The 15815-nt window shown below is 52.3% G+C and carries 13 protein-coding genes; 11 read left to right on the top strand and 2 right to left on the bottom strand.

All coding sequences use genetic code 11. The features are described 5' to 3' along the window. Positions 1–522 precede the first annotated feature (522 nt). From dacD to JK223_RS02535, 6 genes are all read left to right on the top strand, one after another. Entirely contained in the window at positions 523–1692 is a 1170-nt protein-coding gene (gene dacD, locus JK223_RS02510) for a serine-type D-Ala-D-Ala carboxypeptidase DacD (protein ID WP_212712650.1), read from the top strand. Positions 1693–1837: 145 nt separating this feature from the next. Beyond that, positions 1838–2896, top strand: a complete 1059-nt coding sequence (locus JK223_RS02515) for an FUSC family protein (protein ID WP_212712953.1) — start codon at positions 1838–1840, stop codon at positions 2894–2896. A 152-nt stretch (positions 2897–3048) separates the two neighbouring features. Then, positions 3049–3387: a DUF496 family protein gene (locus JK223_RS02520; protein WP_212712651.1), complete on the top strand. Its 339-nt coding sequence runs from the start codon at positions 3049–3051 to the stop codon at positions 3385–3387. Positions 3388–3718: 331 nt separating this feature from the next. Further along, positions 3719–4453 carry a 2-phosphosulfolactate phosphatase gene (locus JK223_RS02525; RefSeq protein WP_212712652.1) on the top strand — a complete coding sequence of 245 codons (735 nt, stop codon included), beginning with the start codon at positions 3719–3721 and terminating at the stop codon, positions 4451–4453. Between the two features lie 563 nt (positions 4454–5016). Further along, positions 5017–5622, top strand: a complete 606-nt coding sequence (locus JK223_RS02530; RefSeq protein WP_212712653.1) for a glutathione S-transferase family protein — start codon at positions 5017–5019, stop codon at positions 5620–5622. Positions 5623–5688: 66 nt separating this feature from the next. Continuing rightward, on the top strand, positions 5689–6090 hold the full coding sequence (locus JK223_RS02535; RefSeq protein WP_212712654.1) for a VOC family protein: 402 nt from the start codon (positions 5689–5691) through the stop codon (positions 6088–6090). A 365-nt stretch (positions 6091–6455) separates the two neighbouring features. On the opposite strand, the gene panE is transcribed toward JK223_RS02535, so the two are convergent. After that, positions 6456–7379, bottom strand: a complete 924-nt coding sequence (panE, locus tag JK223_RS02540) for a 2-dehydropantoate 2-reductase (protein WP_212712655.1) — start codon at positions 7377–7379, stop codon at positions 6456–6458. Between the two features lie 235 nt (positions 7380–7614). Between panE and fetA the strand changes: the two genes are divergently transcribed. From fetA to dcm, 3 genes are all read left to right on the top strand, one after another. Then, a complete protein-coding gene (fetA, locus tag JK223_RS02545; protein WP_212712656.1) occupies positions 7615–8319 on the top strand; it encodes an iron ABC transporter ATP-binding protein FetA in 705 nt (234 codons plus the stop codon). After that, complete coding sequence (gene fetB / locus JK223_RS02550) at positions 8306–9079, top strand: iron export ABC transporter permease subunit FetB (RefSeq protein ID WP_212712657.1); 774 nt, start codon at positions 8306–8308, stop codon at positions 9077–9079. The genes fetA and fetB overlap by 14 nt, the downstream gene beginning before the upstream one ends. A 494-nt stretch (positions 9080–9573) precedes the next feature. After that, positions 9574–10887: a DNA (cytosine-5-)-methyltransferase gene (gene dcm, locus JK223_RS02555; protein ID WP_212712658.1), complete on the top strand. Its 1314-nt coding sequence runs from the start codon at positions 9574–9576 to the stop codon at positions 10885–10887. A gap of 30 nt (positions 10888–10917) precedes the next feature. On the opposite strand, the gene JK223_RS02560 is transcribed toward dcm, so the two are convergent. Then, positions 10918–12249, bottom strand: a complete 1332-nt coding sequence (locus tag JK223_RS02560; protein ID WP_212712659.1) for an MFS transporter — start codon at positions 12247–12249, stop codon at positions 10918–10920. A 583-nt stretch (positions 12250–12832) separates the two neighbouring features. On the opposite strand from JK223_RS02560, the gene JK223_RS02565 reads away from it, so the two are divergent. Both JK223_RS02565 and JK223_RS02570 read left to right on the top strand, forming a co-directional pair. Next, positions 12833–13945, top strand: coding sequence for a glycerol dehydrogenase (locus JK223_RS02565; protein WP_212712660.1), 1113 nt, complete (start codon positions 12833–12835; stop codon positions 13943–13945). 1076 nt (positions 13946–15021) lie between these two features. Further along, positions 15022–15810 carry a TonB family protein gene (locus JK223_RS02570; protein ID WP_249213457.1) on the top strand — a complete coding sequence of 263 codons (789 nt, stop codon included), beginning with the start codon at positions 15022–15024 and terminating at the stop codon, positions 15808–15810. Positions 15811–15815: the final 5 nt, after the last annotated feature.

Here is a 15815-nt window from a genome sequence, read left to right on the forward strand (position 1 = left end):
TTACTGATTTTCTGATTTACTGATTTCCTGACTTTCTTACTTTCTGACTTCCTGACTTCCTGACTTCCTGACTTCCTGACCTCCTGACCTCCTGACCTCCTGACCTCCTGACCTCCTGTACTGCTGCCTGAGTCAGGCCCGCATCACTGACAGCGACCATCGATAAACGCGTATAATCCGGGGAAACCTCACAGGCTGGTTGAATTAATGCTCCGCCGGGCGTTAGCAGGGTACCGACAGTGCAGGCCGGGTGTGAGAAAATGATTCATTTCAAGGGATAAGATGACACGTCTGAAACCTTTTTCCGGCCTGAACCTGCCTGGAATACCGGAGATAACTACCGTATAGTCGCTGCAGGCAAGGAGCAGAACAGCACGATCTTTTCTGTTAACCCGTTTGACAGCAGATATCCCCGGTTGCCGATTTACACTTTCTCACAATTGAGAGATGCCAGCGGGGGTAAAATGCCGTAAAAAGGCGTCTAAAACCTGTCAACCCACCCAAATTATTGAGGAATTTAGCTTGAAAAGGCGTCTGCTTATTACTGTATCGGGTATGATTTTACTGGCCTCAGCGGCGCATGCCGATGACAATGCCTTCCCTCTTTCAATGACGCCACCGCCCATCAACGCGGCCTCCTGGGTCCTGATGGATGCAACGACCGGCCAGGTGCTGACAGCCGGTAATCCCGATGAGCGACGCAATCCCGCCAGTCTGACCAAACTGGTGACCGGCTATGTGGTTGACCGGGCCATTAATGCGAAACGTATCTCACCTGATGATATCGTCACCGTGGGTACCGATGCCTGGGGCGCCGGTAACCCGGTATTTAAAGGTTCTTCTCTGATGTTCCTGAAGCCTGGCGATAAAATCAGTGTGCGTGATCTGAGCCGCGGTGTGATTGTCGATTCAGGTAACGATGCCTGTGTCGCGCTGGCCGATTATGTGGCCGGGGGACAGCAGAATTTTGTCGCGATGATGAACCAGGTCGTTGCCAACCTCGACCTGAAAAACACCCATTTCGAAACCGTTCACGGTCTGGATGCCCCGGGACAGTACAGTACGGCACGTGATCTGGCGATTGTGGCCAGAGCCATTATTCATGGTGAGCCGGAGTTCTATCACATGTACAGTCAGAAGACGATGACATGGAATGGTATTACTCAGAACAACCGTGTCGGATTGCTGTGGGATAACAGCCTGCATGTGGACGGCATGAAAACCGGTCATACAGAAACCGCCGGCTTTAACATTATTGCCAGCAATGTTATCGGTAACCACCGTCTGATTGCCGTTGTCATGGGGGCAGACAGTCCGAAAGGCCGTGAAGATCAGGCCAGAAAACTGCTGGTCTGGGGACAGAATAACTTCGATACCGTCCAGTTATTCCATGCCGGTAAACCTCTGGGAACAGAGAATGTCTGGTATGGTAATCCGCATACCGTCAATGTGGGTTCTGCGAAAGATCTCTATCTTTCATTACCGCGCGGTGAAATCAATAATGTGAAAGCGAAATATGTCCTGACGAATAAAGAGCTGGAAGCGCCGTTGGCACAGGACGAAACGGTCGGTGAAATTCAGGTGATGGATAAAGACAAACAAATCGCCAGCTATCCGTTAGTCGCCTTACAGAGTGTCGCGAAAGGCGGCATTATTACCCGCATCACTGACTACATTAAACAGAAACTGTAATCTTTCTGCTTTGTCAGTCTGCCCGGCCCCGGTTTTTACCGGGGCTTTTTTAATGCTCCCGGACGGTAGCGGTGACGAATTGCACCGGATCTTTTTTTTGTAATATGCAAAAATAGCAGTCCGAAAAGTCTAACGGAACATGATTTTGCGCCCTGACAAGCCCATATCCCGACCTGAATTCTGGCTCTACCGCCACTACCAGACCGTTCATGGTGTCCGAATCGCCATAGCGTTTGTGCTCTCTTTTTTACTGGTGCGTTTGTTGCACATCCCGGAAGGCAGTTGGCCGCTGATCACGCTGGTGGTAGTTATGGGGCCTATCTCGTCCTGGGGAAATGTGTTTCCGCGGGCGGTACAACGTATTATCGGTACCATCGCCGGCTCGGTATCGGGACTGATTGCCCTGAAGATAGAGCTGTATTCGCTGCCGCTGATGCTGGGCTGGTGTGGCATCGTGATGTTTGTCTGTGGTTATCTGACCTTAGGTAAACGTCCCTATATGGCGTTACTGATTGGTATTACCCTCGGTGTGGTGGTCGGCGCGCCGCCGGGGGATTTCCTGACCGCCTTATGGCGGGGGGGCGATGTCATCTTTGGGTCAATCCTGGCGGTCATCTTTACCGGTATCTGGGCGCAACGTGCCTATACTTTCTGGCGCATCAGGATGTCAGATGCATTACTCGCTTCGCTGAAGATCTACCAGACCGGATTATCACCTAATTTGCTCGAAAAACCGCGCCTGAATAAGTCCATTCAGCAACTGATCTCCGGCAGTGTCAAAATACGTGCCCTGCTGGAACCGTCCAGTAAAGAGACACGGATTCCCAAATCTGTGTTTGAAGCCATCCAGACCCTCCAGCGCAATATGGTTTACACGCTGGAGATGCAGATCAATGCGTGGTGGGATTCCCGTGAAAGCCATCTGCTGCTGCTGAATGCCCCTACGTTGCGCCGTACCCAGGCCATGACCGAAAATCTGTTCCGCACGCTTTCCGGGATGCTGAAAACCGGCAAAACCGATCAGGTCTCTGCCACCATTGCTGAACTGGATGAGATGAAACGGGAACTGAGCGGGCTGTTATCGAAGGCCGAACATGCCAAAGCGGAGGCGACACCGGTCTATGGCTATGTCTGGCTCAGTCTGGAATTACATGGTCAGCTGGTGCGGTTACATGAACTTATTCGAATGGTGTTGAGAAAGTAATCAATCAGTGTCGTGTGAAATGCCGTTCCTTTGCGCTAAGATAAGGTATTGAAAAGTTTTAGAAGTCACAGTAGTGATGCCGGGACTTCATTGAACCCAACTGATTCTGAAACTCACGTCTGTCCGATCAGGCGTCAAACAAAGGTGTTATCATGGAAAATGCCAAACAATCCTTCCAGGACGTACTCGAATTTGTCCGTATGTTTCGCCGTAAAAACAAGCTGCAACGCGAAATAGCGGATAATGAGAAGAAAGTCCGCGATAATCAGAAGCGTGTTCTGCTGCTGGATAACCTGAGTGAATATATTAAGCCCGGGATGAGTATTGAAGCGATTCAGGAGATCATTGCCAGTATGCGTAGTGATTATGAAGACCGGGTCGATGAATACATCATCAGAAATGCGGATTTATCCAAAGAACGCCGCGATATCTCGAAAAAACTGAAAGTGATGGGCGAGCAGAAAACTCTTCACGGCGAAGAGAAAAAATAATCCTCATCCGCCATCGATGCCCGGACGGTGCGCCGGGCGTTCTGCCTGGAATATTTTCTCTCCGCTTATACCGGCGGAAAACCGTGCCCTGCCTGCGGCTGATACGCCTTCTGAGGCCTGGATTGATATTCTCCCCATCGACGGGTGACGGATATTCCCGTGGTCTGCCTGTTATGTTCAGTTTCTGAGTACCGGGTTGCGAGCTGTGGTACAACCGGAACACTATTTTTGTTGATCCTGTCACCCGCAGGCAGAATTTCCGGCATAACGGGAGATTCCGGTTTGACAGGCGCGTGGCACCGTTCTGCAACCGTCACACGGAGCAATCATCATGCACTACTTTAGCCAGGCAGCTTTTGATCTTCGCCTTGAATGGGGAATGCCGGCCATTGCTCATCTGGCAGGGGACGTCGATTGTATCGTCATTATTGATGTGATGTCTTTTTCAACCTGTGTGAGTGTGGCTATCGATCACGGTGCCCGTATCTATCCCTATCTCCGCAAAGATGCCTCAGCCAGGGAATATGGGGAGAAAAGAGGGGCTGTCACTGCACATTTTGACAGACGACAGGGGAGTGCGGGCTACACCCTTTCGCCGGTTTCACTTCGCAAAATAGGCCAGGGTGAGAGACTGGTATTACCCTCGCCAAATGGCTCTGCGATTTCGTTCCGGGCCAGAGAAAGAGGCGCAGCCATTTTCAGTGGATGCTTCAGAAACAGAACAGCGACAGCAGAAGCCTGTCGTCACTTTCAGCGAGTCTTACTGGTGCCTTGCGGAGAACAGTGGCCTGACGGGGGCCTGCGGCCTTCGGTTGAAGATTATATTGCCGCGGGCAGTATCATTGAAGCGATGGGACGGGAGAGTTGTTCGCCTGAATCCCTGGCGGCATTAGCGGCATGGCAACATTACCGCCAGCAAAATCCGGGGCTTCTCGCAGAGTGTTCGTCGGCATGCGAATTACATGAGCGTGGTTTCGGTGAGGATGTCGCGCTCTGTCTGGAAACGGATTGTTCGTCACTGGCGTGCCGGTTGTATGATGATTATTATGCCGAATACCTGCCATAAGTCTGCCGCTCACAGGTCATGGTCAATAATACGTCCGTAATTTTACTGCTCAGATTTCCAGAATGTCTTTGCCCCGCATTTATAGCCTGACGATATCCTTCATCCGGGAAACGCCCCGTTCTTCTTAAATAAACCGTCACCGGGACGGGAATTTCCTCATTCAGGTAATACGGACATCACACACTTCCCGCTTTCTCATTTACTCTGCTAAACAGACCCTTCAGGGATAGAGCAGAAATTCTGCACATTAAGCGCTCGCCGGTGAGCGGCGGCGGATAATCCCTCTGAACCAGTACGTCAGACAGGTTCAGAGGGATTATCAGGCGCTTGTCTGACCTCACTGAATTCATCAGAGGTGTATTGTATAGCGTTAACGTTGTGTGGCCCGTAACGCCATGATTTACCTGATGGTGGCAGGCATTTCTTGTGCCCTGATAACGGTTATTGCTTCGGGAGAACAGGGGGATATCGCGCTAACAGGCTGATCATAAACAAAAGAAATTTATCGTGTCGCTGCGGGCTGTCATGCTATAGATGATAGCCTTGTTAATACGGAGTGTAAGATGAAATTATTTGCCGGGACAGAATCCAGCTGGTCACTGAGAGCGTTGCTCTGTATGGAGATTGCCGGAATACCCCCGGACCTGCATATTTTTGACCTCAGCCATCCGCAGAGCAGACGCGAACTCAAACGCTTATCACCGACCGGGCGGGTGCCGGTTCTCAGCGACGGCGATCTTATTATTTATGATTCACTGTCGATCGCCGAGTACGTTAACGAAATTAAACCCGGGTTACTTTATTCCGCAGAGGCAGCATTACGGGCTGAGGAAAGAAGCTTATGTGCCGAATTACACTCAGGCTTTGCTGAAATCCGCCGGCAAATGCCGTTTGTGGCCTCCGGTAAAACGGTACCGGGAGCGTTATCCGCTGAAGCGGACGCAGACATCGAACGTATCGGAATTATTTTTGCTGCGGCCCGGGGGGAGTTCTTCCGTGGAGAGACCCCGGGAGCTGTGGATGCCTTCTATTCAGTGATGGCATACCGACTGGCCTCTTATGGTATTCATTTCCCGGGCCGGGCGGGGCATTATCAGAACGCACTGACGGAATGGACGCTATTCAGGAGGTCTTTATCCGGACTGTGCCCGCCTGTTCACCCGGTCTGAGGGCCATAATGCAGAAAGTGCCCTGATATCAGTTGCCGGTTTTTTCTGAAGCCTGTCGGAGTAACGATGAGAACACAAAAGAGATGTCTGGGATATGTTGCGATAGTCGTTGATGACTATGATCGTGCTATTGAGTATTACACCGATAAACTGGGGTTCACGCTGGTGGAAGATACCCCGCAGCCCGGGAAGCGCTGGGTCGTGGTGACGCCGCATCCGGAAAGTGACTGTAACCTGCTTCTGGCAAAGGCTTCCGGCGAACGGCAGCAGGGATTTATCGGTGATCAGTGCGGAGGTCGCGTCTTTCTGTTCCTGCAAACCGATGACTTCTGGCGTGACTACACTGCAATGAAGGAAAAAGGGGTACATTTCTGTCAGCAGCCCCGCGAGGAAGAATACGGTTGGGTGGTGGTATTTGAGGACCTCTATGGTAACCGTTGGGATCTCTACCAGAATGCACTTCCCTGAACCGCTACAGGCAGGTAATACAGGGAGTCTCTGTGACAGCAAAGGCAACGTGTGGCGGCGGGAAGGTGGCTGATCGTTATCAACAGAACGGCAGAGGCCTCCCGGAAGGCAATATCCACAGGCTGCGTCGTGATCAGGCACGGAGAAAGCGTACAGGGCTTATTTAGCAGGCCTCACCGATGATGGTACTCGCGCTGTTATCACCACCGCTGGCGAGTGGCAGGCCGGGAAGCACGGTTCCTGAGGTCCGGCCGCGAAGGTGATGCCCCGGCCCGTGCTCTGCCGGGACCGGGATCATGGTTTGGCCTGATTAACGCCCCCGTTACCAGCGAACCACTCAGCCGGGGGCCACGATCAACAGAGTCTCAGCCCGCCTGCCGCGTTTGCTGATAGACCTGCAGGTTGACATACACTGCATTCAGCAGCGGTACGGGAAGTGCGTGTGTATTGGCTCTGTCGACCAGGTCCCCGATGATCTGATCCGCCTCCACAGAGAACCCCTGATCTAAATCCCGGTACATGGAGGAGGTCAGCGGGGTTTCAGGGTTACTCAGCATCTGAAGCGTAGCGGCAATGACTGCCGGGCGTGGCTGATAGCCACAGGCGGTGATCACGGCCAGCACTTCACTGTATATTGCCTGTAACAGTGCCTCGCCGCCGGCCGAACGTACGACCTGTTGGGTGTTGCCCCGCGACAGGCAGGTGACTGCACCCAGCGTACTCAGCAGCAACCATTTTTCCCACATATCATTCTGAATAGTCATCGATAGCCGGTTATCAAACCCGCAGTCACTCAGTACGGCATCCAGTTGCCGGACACGTGCGGAGTCATGGCTATCCTGTTCACCATAAGACAGCTGATGCAGCGCAGACATTTGCAGTATTTCGCCGTCTTTATTCAGCGTGGAATGGATCTTACATAATCCGCCTAATACTTTTTCTTTACCGAACACCTCCCCCAGCGTACTGATATGCCGCATACCGTTCAGCACCGGCAATATGAGCGTCTGCTCTCCGACTGCGGGGGTAATATCGCGGATAGCCTGTTCGAGACCGAAACTTTTCACCGTGAGCAGGATAAGGTCGTACGGGCCACGGATCTCCCTGGCCTGCAATAGCTGAGGCTGTATCTTAAAATCTCCCGCATCGGCATGAACCACTAACCCGTGATCTCTGAGGGCTGCTGCACGCCTTTCCCGGACCAGAAAAGTCACATCCCGCCCGTGACGAGCCAGACAGGCGCCGAAATAGCCACCGGTAGAGCCGGCACCCACAACCAGTATTCGCATATTCCATCCTCTTAAATGTTCCAGTCTTACTTTCTACCTTAAAAGGGGGGCAGCGGAAACACCAGTCAGCAAGGTTAGAAATTATTACAATTCAGCACAGCGCGAAGGATCACTGAATGCGGGGGATCCCGGGGAGTTACGCAGAGAACCCGCGCTGACGGGTGAAAAACCCATTTCTTCTGTGTGGGGATCACCGTTAAACTATGTAAAACAGTTAAGTACGGGACAATAAGCCATGAAGGATCAGAAAACACCACTGCTGGCAGTGGACAAGATTAACTACCGGGCAGGCGGATCGCCGATCCTCAGTGACTTATCGCTGACATTGAATGCCGGGGAATTCACCCTGATCACCGGGCCGTCCGGATGCGGAAAGAGTACCTTGCTGAAGATCCTCTCTTCGCTGATCAGTCCGCAGAGCGGCGAGATCACCTTCGCCGGTAAAAATATTTCGCAGTATGCTCCCGAACAGTACCGTCAGCAGGTCTCTTACTGTGCACAAACCCCGTCACTGTTTGGCGACACCGTTGCCGATAACCTGCAGTTTCCCTGGGTTCTGCGCCGTAAAACGGCCGATAAACAGCAACTGATTAAAGAACTGCGCCGGTTTTCATTACCGGAAACAATGCTGGACCAGCCGGTGTCGGCGCTCTCCGGCGGTGAAAAACAGCGTATTTCACTGATCCGTCATTTGCAGTTTCTGCCGCAGGTGCTGCTGCTTGATGAAATCACCAGCGCCCTGGACGAGCAAAACAAACGCCAGGTCAACGATATTATTCATCAGTATGTACGTGAAAAGAATCTGGCTGTCCTGTGGGTGACACACGACGTGGATGAAATACGCCATGCGGATAATGTCATCCGGTTAACCTCACCCTCCGCGATGCAGGAAGGAACCCCCTCAGAAAAAACAAAGGAAGACGCGAGTGAACCAGCATAATATCACCAATGGATCGCTAATTATGTCGCTGGCCTTAGTGCTGGTGGCGATTGTGATTAGTTACCGTGAAAAACTGGCACTGGAAAAAGATATTGTGTGGAGTATCTGCCGTGCCGTCGTACAACTGGTGATTGTCGGGTATGTATTAAAATATCTGTTTGATCTGAATAATGTCTTTCTGACGGTATTGATGGTGTTGTTTATCTGTTTCAATGCGGCCTGGAATGCCAAAAAGCGCAGCAAATATATTGATAATGCTTTCCTGATGTCATTTATTGCCATCACTACCGGGGCCGTACTGACGTTACTGGTACTGGTACTGACCGGCTCGATTGAGTTTCTGCCGATGCAGGTGATCCCGATAGCAGGAATGATTGCCGGTAACGGGATGGTGGCGGTCGGGCTTTGTTACAATAATCTGGGGCAACGGTTTGCCAGCGGGCAGCAGCAAATCCAGGAGATGCTCAGTCTGGGGGCGACCCCGAAACAGTCCTCTGCCGGTCTGTTGCGGGAAAGCATCCGCGCCGCGATGATCCCGACCGTTGACTCCGCTAAGACCGTCGGACTGGTAAGCCTGCCCGGGATGATGTCCGGATTAATCTTTGCCGGAATTGACCCGGTTAAGGCGATTAAATATCAGATCATGGTGACCTTTATGCTGTTGTCTACGGCCAGTCTGTCGACCATTATTGCCGGCTATCTGGCCTATCGCCGGTTTTATAATGACCGCCATCAGCTGGTGATTAACCCCCCGCGCTAATGCTAATCAGCACACAGTTAAAACATCCCGGGGGGGCGAGGGTTTCCTTCCTCCCGGAACGCTGTCCTTTGATGACAATAGCGAAGAGTGCCAGCTCAGTCACAGAATATTCTGGCCCTGACTGTGCGTACCACTAACAGGGTTACGGTGAGCCATATTTCTCCGGCTGACAGTCCTGTCGCGGACGAGTGATTCCGGTAGTCGGTCGTTAAGTCCGAAAGTGTGTCCCCATCCACCCTGAACATCATCATTTCAATGATTAGTACCGGCATTAGTCATCAGATGGGATATCGATAAACATTAAATAATAGAATGTTAACAGGGTTTTCTCTTTGTCGTTCAGTGAAGCGCCGTTAATCCGGTTGTCATTATCATAAAAGCGGCCGGTCTGAATGAGTGAAGAATGTCCTGCTGTGCAGGCCGGAATAACTGATTGCGGGCTTTTAAGGGCAATGTTAGTCTTCCGGGACTAAAACCGCATAAGTAACCGAACAATGTCCCACTTAGCACATCCAACACCAGAAGAAATAAAGAGTATCAGGGAAGGGCTCGGCCTGGGGCGTGCCGAGTTTGCCAGTGTCCTCGGGATGCCAGCTCACGGTGAACAGACCGTCAGTGAATGGGAAGCCGGCAGGATGATGCCTTCCGTGGCCAAACGTAAGGCCATCCTGAATATGGATAAAAAACTCCGGAAACATGCGCAGGAAGCCCCGTTCCGTCAGCAACCGCGGTCAGAAAGCCGGTTCACATTTATCGATCTGTTTGCCGGTGTCGGTGGGATCCGCCTGCCTTTTCAGCGTCTGGGCGGCCATTGTGTGTTCACCTCGGAATGGGATAAATATGCCCAGAAAACCTATCTCGCAAATTACGGAGAAATGCCGGTCGGTGATATCACCCGGGTCAGGGCCACGGATATTGCCGACCACGATGTGCTGCTGGGCGGGTTTCCCTGTCAGGCCTTTTCTCTGGCAGGGCGTAAGCAGGGCTTCAGTGATACCCGCGGAACCATGTTTTTTGAGATCCAGCGCATCCTGGCCGCTAAAAAGCCCAAAGCGTTCCTGCTGGAGAACGTCAAACAGCTGCAGGGCCATGACAAAGGCCGTACCCTGAAGACCATTATCGATATCCTGCAGGGTAAGCATGCGCAGGCGATCCCTGACGATGTCCCGATGAGTGAAGATGCCCGGCGGGCATTGTCTGAAAAGCTGAACTACTGGGTCGACTTCCGGGTGTTGCGGGCCAGGGATTTCGGGGCACCGCAGAACCGTGAGCGGGTCTATATTGTCGGTTTTGATAAAGACTATTTCAGCGGTGTGGATTTCGACCAGGTGTATCAGTGGCCGGACCCTCCTTGTACACCGACCCGGGTAGGGGACATTTTGTTGCAACCGCACGAACTGGCGGCACTGATTGCCAGAAAAGGCAAAGATGTCTATACCCTGTCCGATAAACTGTGGCTCGGTCATCAAAAACGACGCGCGTCACATAAGCAGCGCGGAAACGGCTTCGGTTACAGTCTGTTTAACGCCAGCAGTGAGTATACCAATACCCTCAGCGCCAGATACTATAAAGACGGTTCAGAGATACTGATCGAACAGCACGGTGAAGGGAAAAATCCGCGAAAACTGACGCCGAAAGAGTGTGCCCGTTTACAGGGATTCCCCGATGATTTTATTGTGGATGCCGTTTCCCATGGTCAGATATATAAACAGTTTGGTAATTCTGTCTGCATGAACGTTATCGGTGCGCTGGCAGGCCAGATGATCGGGGCACTGGAGACCGCCACCCGGTTGCGGCAGGGCGAATGAGAAGGGCGGACCTGGCGGCCCGCCTTGTGATCATTCGGTCATAGAACGCGGAAGCGCATGGGGATAACCGGCCTGTGGCCGTACCGACAGACCATGCTTTTTTTCAGGTTGCAGCGCCATCATCGCCAGCATACTGCCCAGGGCAATACAGCCGGTCACGATAAACATGGCGTTATAGCCAGAGTGCTGGGCCAGCCAGCCGGAGAGCATCGGGGACAGGACCGACGAAATATTCGCAATGGCCAGTGTTATCCCGCTAAATGTCCCCACCGACGCCTTTGGCGTCACATCAATGACCACCGACCAGTACACGTTATTAACCATCGCATTAATCGCATTGCCGGCGGCCATCAGTCCAATCACCGCCGCAGCGGAGCCCGCCAGCGGGATCGCCATAAAGCAGAGTGCGGTCAGTAACAGGGCGACGACCGCGAAGGCATTGCGGGCAATCCGCAGATTATTGAATCGTTTCATCAGCGCGTCAGAAATTTTGCCACCCAGTAAGACGGTAAAACAGGCGCCACTCCAGGGGATCATCGCCACATACCAAAGCGTGTGCAGATCATAATGAAAATTATCCTGCAGATATTTTGGCAGCCAGGTTGCCAGCGTAAAGGTGATATATAAAAAGGTAAAATAGCCCAGTGCATTACAGACCAGCGTCCGGCTGGTGAAGAATTTCCACCAGGGCAGGGCGGTACCTTCGGCGACGGATGCGCTCTGCCCCCGTGTGATCAGGGCATGCTCGGCGGTATTCACCTTTGGATGCTGTGCGGGGCTGTCGGTATAAACGCGGGAAAACAGCAGCATCGCCAGCAGTGAAAATACGCCAAGAATAATAAACATGATCCGCCAGTCACCGGTCAGCAGGATCAGCCCGACGGTAATCGGCGCGGTCAGCATTGCACCGGCCTGGGTACTGACCAGGCCGATACTGAGCGCAAAGCCGCGTTCGTTATCCGGTGCCCACGCCGAGATGGTTTTGTTCATCAGCGCGTACGCCGGACCTTCGGAAAAACCAAATAATATACGTAGGGTGGCGAACCCCATCAGCGCGGAACCGCCAAACAGCGCCATCCCCGCCCAGGCAGTTGCAATTTCCAGCACAGACCAGCAGAGACCTGCCCATAACCAGACTTTACGAGTACCGAAACGGTCGGCCAGAAAACCGCCACATAACGACCCCAGCAGGTAGCCTATACCAAAATAACCGAGAACGGCACCCAGCTGGGTTTTATTCAGATGGTATTCCGTGGCAATGGCATTGGCGGAAAAGGATAACGCCCCCCGGTCAATATAGTTAATCAGAGCAATGAGGAACATGAGCAGGAAGATGGTATAGCGGGCAGAAGTCGGTTTCATCGCGGTGCTCCTTATTATGGCATGACTGAATGCCACGCAATATCGATGCCATTCTTTTTACTGCCTGATTTTTATAAAGATCAGGTGAAAGTCTTTCGCAGAGGGATGCGATTTCTGCACCAGAAGAGCGCCTGATGATCCTATCGGGCGCATTTCCGGCGCATTTGCGAACCCGATTTCCCGGCAAGCCCACCACTGAGGCGGGGTCAGATTAAGGTGGTTAATTTATTGCCTGGGTTATTTTTATAAGGCTAAGCAGAGGCGCCGGCAAATCGGGCGGTAAGAATCCCGGAAGAATTATCTTTCTTACGGGAGGTGACAACCGGCATAACATTCTTCGCCATCACCGCGCACAGAAAAGATCATTTGAAAAATAGATATAATAATCAACCTATTAAATAGATTTCTTTCACTTTGTATCAGGCAGGGTAACGCTTTCTTTAGCTGTTCCTTGTACAGTTATCCGCCAGGATAACCGGTAATTAAGACAAATAAACAGACCCGCTTATGATCATGATCAATGTGAGGTGGAGAGAATTTCACCATCATAAATTTATCAAAATTCACCTGACGGGAAGCTGAAATGATTAAAGAAACTAAATTACCAAGAACGGTAACATCACCGAAAAAATTCTTTATTGGCACCGATATGTTGTCGAAAATCGATGACTTCGTGAAAGATTTTGGCGATAACACCCTTATCATTACCGATGAATTTATTCTTCCAAAAGTGGAAGAACAGGCATTACCTGCCCTGCAGGCCGCCGGACTGAAAGGATGTGCTGAAAAATTCCGCTATGAATGCTGCCGGAAAGAGATCGACCGTCTTCAGGAATGTGTCCGTGCCAGCGGAGCCAATGTTATTGCCGGGGTCGGCGGGGGCAAAACGCTGGACACCGCGAAAGCGGTTGCCTTTTATCTGAAGCTGCCGGTGGTGCTGTTCCCGACAATCGCTTCCACCGATGCACCCTGTACTGCGCTGGCGGTCATCTATACCGAAAGCGGAGAGTTTGACGAGTATCTGTATTTACCGCAGAACCCGGATGTGGTGGTGGCCGATACCTCGATTATCGCGGCCGCACCGCTGCGTTTCTTCTCCGCCGGGGTCGGCGATGCGTTAGCGACCTATTTTGAGGCACGTGCCTGCTATGCTGCCGATGGTATCAATCTGGTGCTGCACAAACCGTCGAGGACCGGACTGGGGCTGGCAGAACTCTGCTACCGTTTGCTGAGCGAAAACATTGATGCGGCTATGGATGCTGTGGCGAACCACCTGACCACCCCGGCACTGGAGCAGACCATCGAGGCGACGATTTATCTGAGTGGTGTCGGTGCAGAGGCTGGTGGCCTGGCCGCGGCTCATGCGGTCAATAACGGTATGTCAGTGGTCCCGGATCTGCATAAAGCGCAGCACGGTGAGAAAGTCGTTTTTGGCCTGCTGACCCAGCTGGTGCTGGAAAATGCCCCGCAGGAAGAATGGGAGAATGTGGTACGTATTGTGAAAGCGGCAAAACTTCCGCTGACACTGGAAGATATGGGCCTGAAAACCTTTGCCGAATCACAATGGCGTGAAGTGGCGCGTATTGCCTGTGCGCCTGGCGATACGATGAACAATATGCCGATGGAACTGACGGTCGATGATGTCTATAACGCGATGGTGACTGCTAATACGATTGCGCACCGGATGAAAGGCTGATTTCTGCCCTCCGTCGCCGGGACTTCTCTGGTGGCCAGGAAGGTGGAAGATATTTTCTGAAATCCCTATGACCTGTATCCGCTGACCCTGAACCGGGCGGCGGATATTTTTTTCCTCTGCCTGTTTTCGCTTATCCAGACTAAGTGACTAAGTGACTAAGTGACTGACTGACTGACTAACTGACTAACTGACTAACTGACTAACTGACTAACTGACTAACTGACTAACTGACTAACTGACTAACTGACTAACTAACTAACTAACTAACTAGCTGACTGACTGTTCCGGCATTTTCGTGCTTCCTGACGCTATATCACTCAGGGAGTAGGGGCAGTCAATATTCCGACTCCTCACAACCGTGGCTCTGCAGAAACCGCCGACCCCTGATCCGTTAAAATACTCCTCTCTTTCGGCCGGTTTATCCCTGGCTGACACACTGACAAAAGGCTCGCCGGACCGTTGAGCCGCTGACTCCGTCCCCGTTTTCAGGTTGCGTCTGTTGTTAGCCCGGGGGTGAAAAAGCGCACTACAGCGCACCGGCCGGGTGCCTTTGAGGGTAGCTTATCTGTTCTTTAACCGCTATTTCAGGCTTTCCTCTTTTGCCCGTATCCGTCAATTTTGCTCCGTCCCCGATAAGCTTTTTGCCATCACTGGCTTGAGAGATAAAAGAAATCACCGAATGAGCCGGCCATATCTCCCGGACACTGTACGTATTTTACCGGCAGGCCATCAGCGGCTGTCGTTCACTCACTGACGTTATGCCGGCCGGCGAGGCGACATAACCGGCAGCAGTATCAAAAAATTGCTCGTAAAAAAGCCAATTATTTCCGTTTGTATCTGAATGTAATGTTTTCTATTGCAATCGATTATCATTTGTAAAATAATTCTCATTATCGTTTTTATATAATGCAGTCTTATCTTTTCTCAGCCTTTTACTGAGGATGGCATCACGGCAGATAAGTCACTGCACCGTCGGCAAGAGGTAGGCGAGTTTGTGTAGTCTGTGGGGGCCTGAAACCGGGGGGGAGACACCCGCCAGCAATGTATGGAGGAAAGTAAAGGTTAACGCGCCTGTGATGATGTCGGTCGGTTGTCACGCCTTGCTGATCCTGGCGGTGATCACTTATGCGTCATCTCCGGTAATTATGAGCGGAGGAGGGCAGAGCAACGCGTCTTCTGACGTTAAGGAGTTCACTGCGGTGCAGTTAAGCCCGCAACCTCCCATATCACGCCCCCAGGACGGTGTGCCCGCGACGGGTGAGACACCGAAACGAGCACCGTTACCGGTCAGTGAGCACGGAACAGTGGCTCTGCCGGCCAGTAAAAAAGTCCTGCACTCGTCAGAGAAACCTTCCACGGCGATGCGGGCGACGCATTCCACCGGAAAAAGTGTAGCGGTCGCCCGACGGATGGCAACCGGCAGAACCCAACACGCCCCGGCACAGAGGCGGCCGCCTGTGGGTCCGGAATCAGGGCCTGCCCGCGGGAGAACATCTGACGGCGTGGCTGCGGAAAATATCGCGCGGGAGTCCCCGCAAAATACCGGTAACAGTAACACGGCGCCGGCCCGGGCGGGAGCGGGTCAGCAGCCCCACGCCACCGTCAGAGCCTTAACCCGCAGGGTCAGCTATCCGCAGCGAGCAAAAGCGTTGGGCGTCGAGGGTAGAGTAAAGCTGCGCTTCGATGTCACCGCGGGCGGGATGGTGACTCATGTTCAAATCACAGAAGAAAATCCTGCCGGAGTCTTCAGCGGGGAGCTTTATAAAGATATCGCTCGCTGGCGCTATCTGAAAGGGGCTGCGGCCGGGGATCAGACCGTCACGATAATTTTTAAACTTAGCGGTGCGGTAGCCCTGACAGATTAATAAAT

The sequence above is a fragment of the Tatumella sp. JGM118 genome, assembly GCF_018257515.1.
GTDB lineage: Bacteria > Pseudomonadota > Gammaproteobacteria > Enterobacterales > Enterobacteriaceae > Tatumella > Tatumella terrea.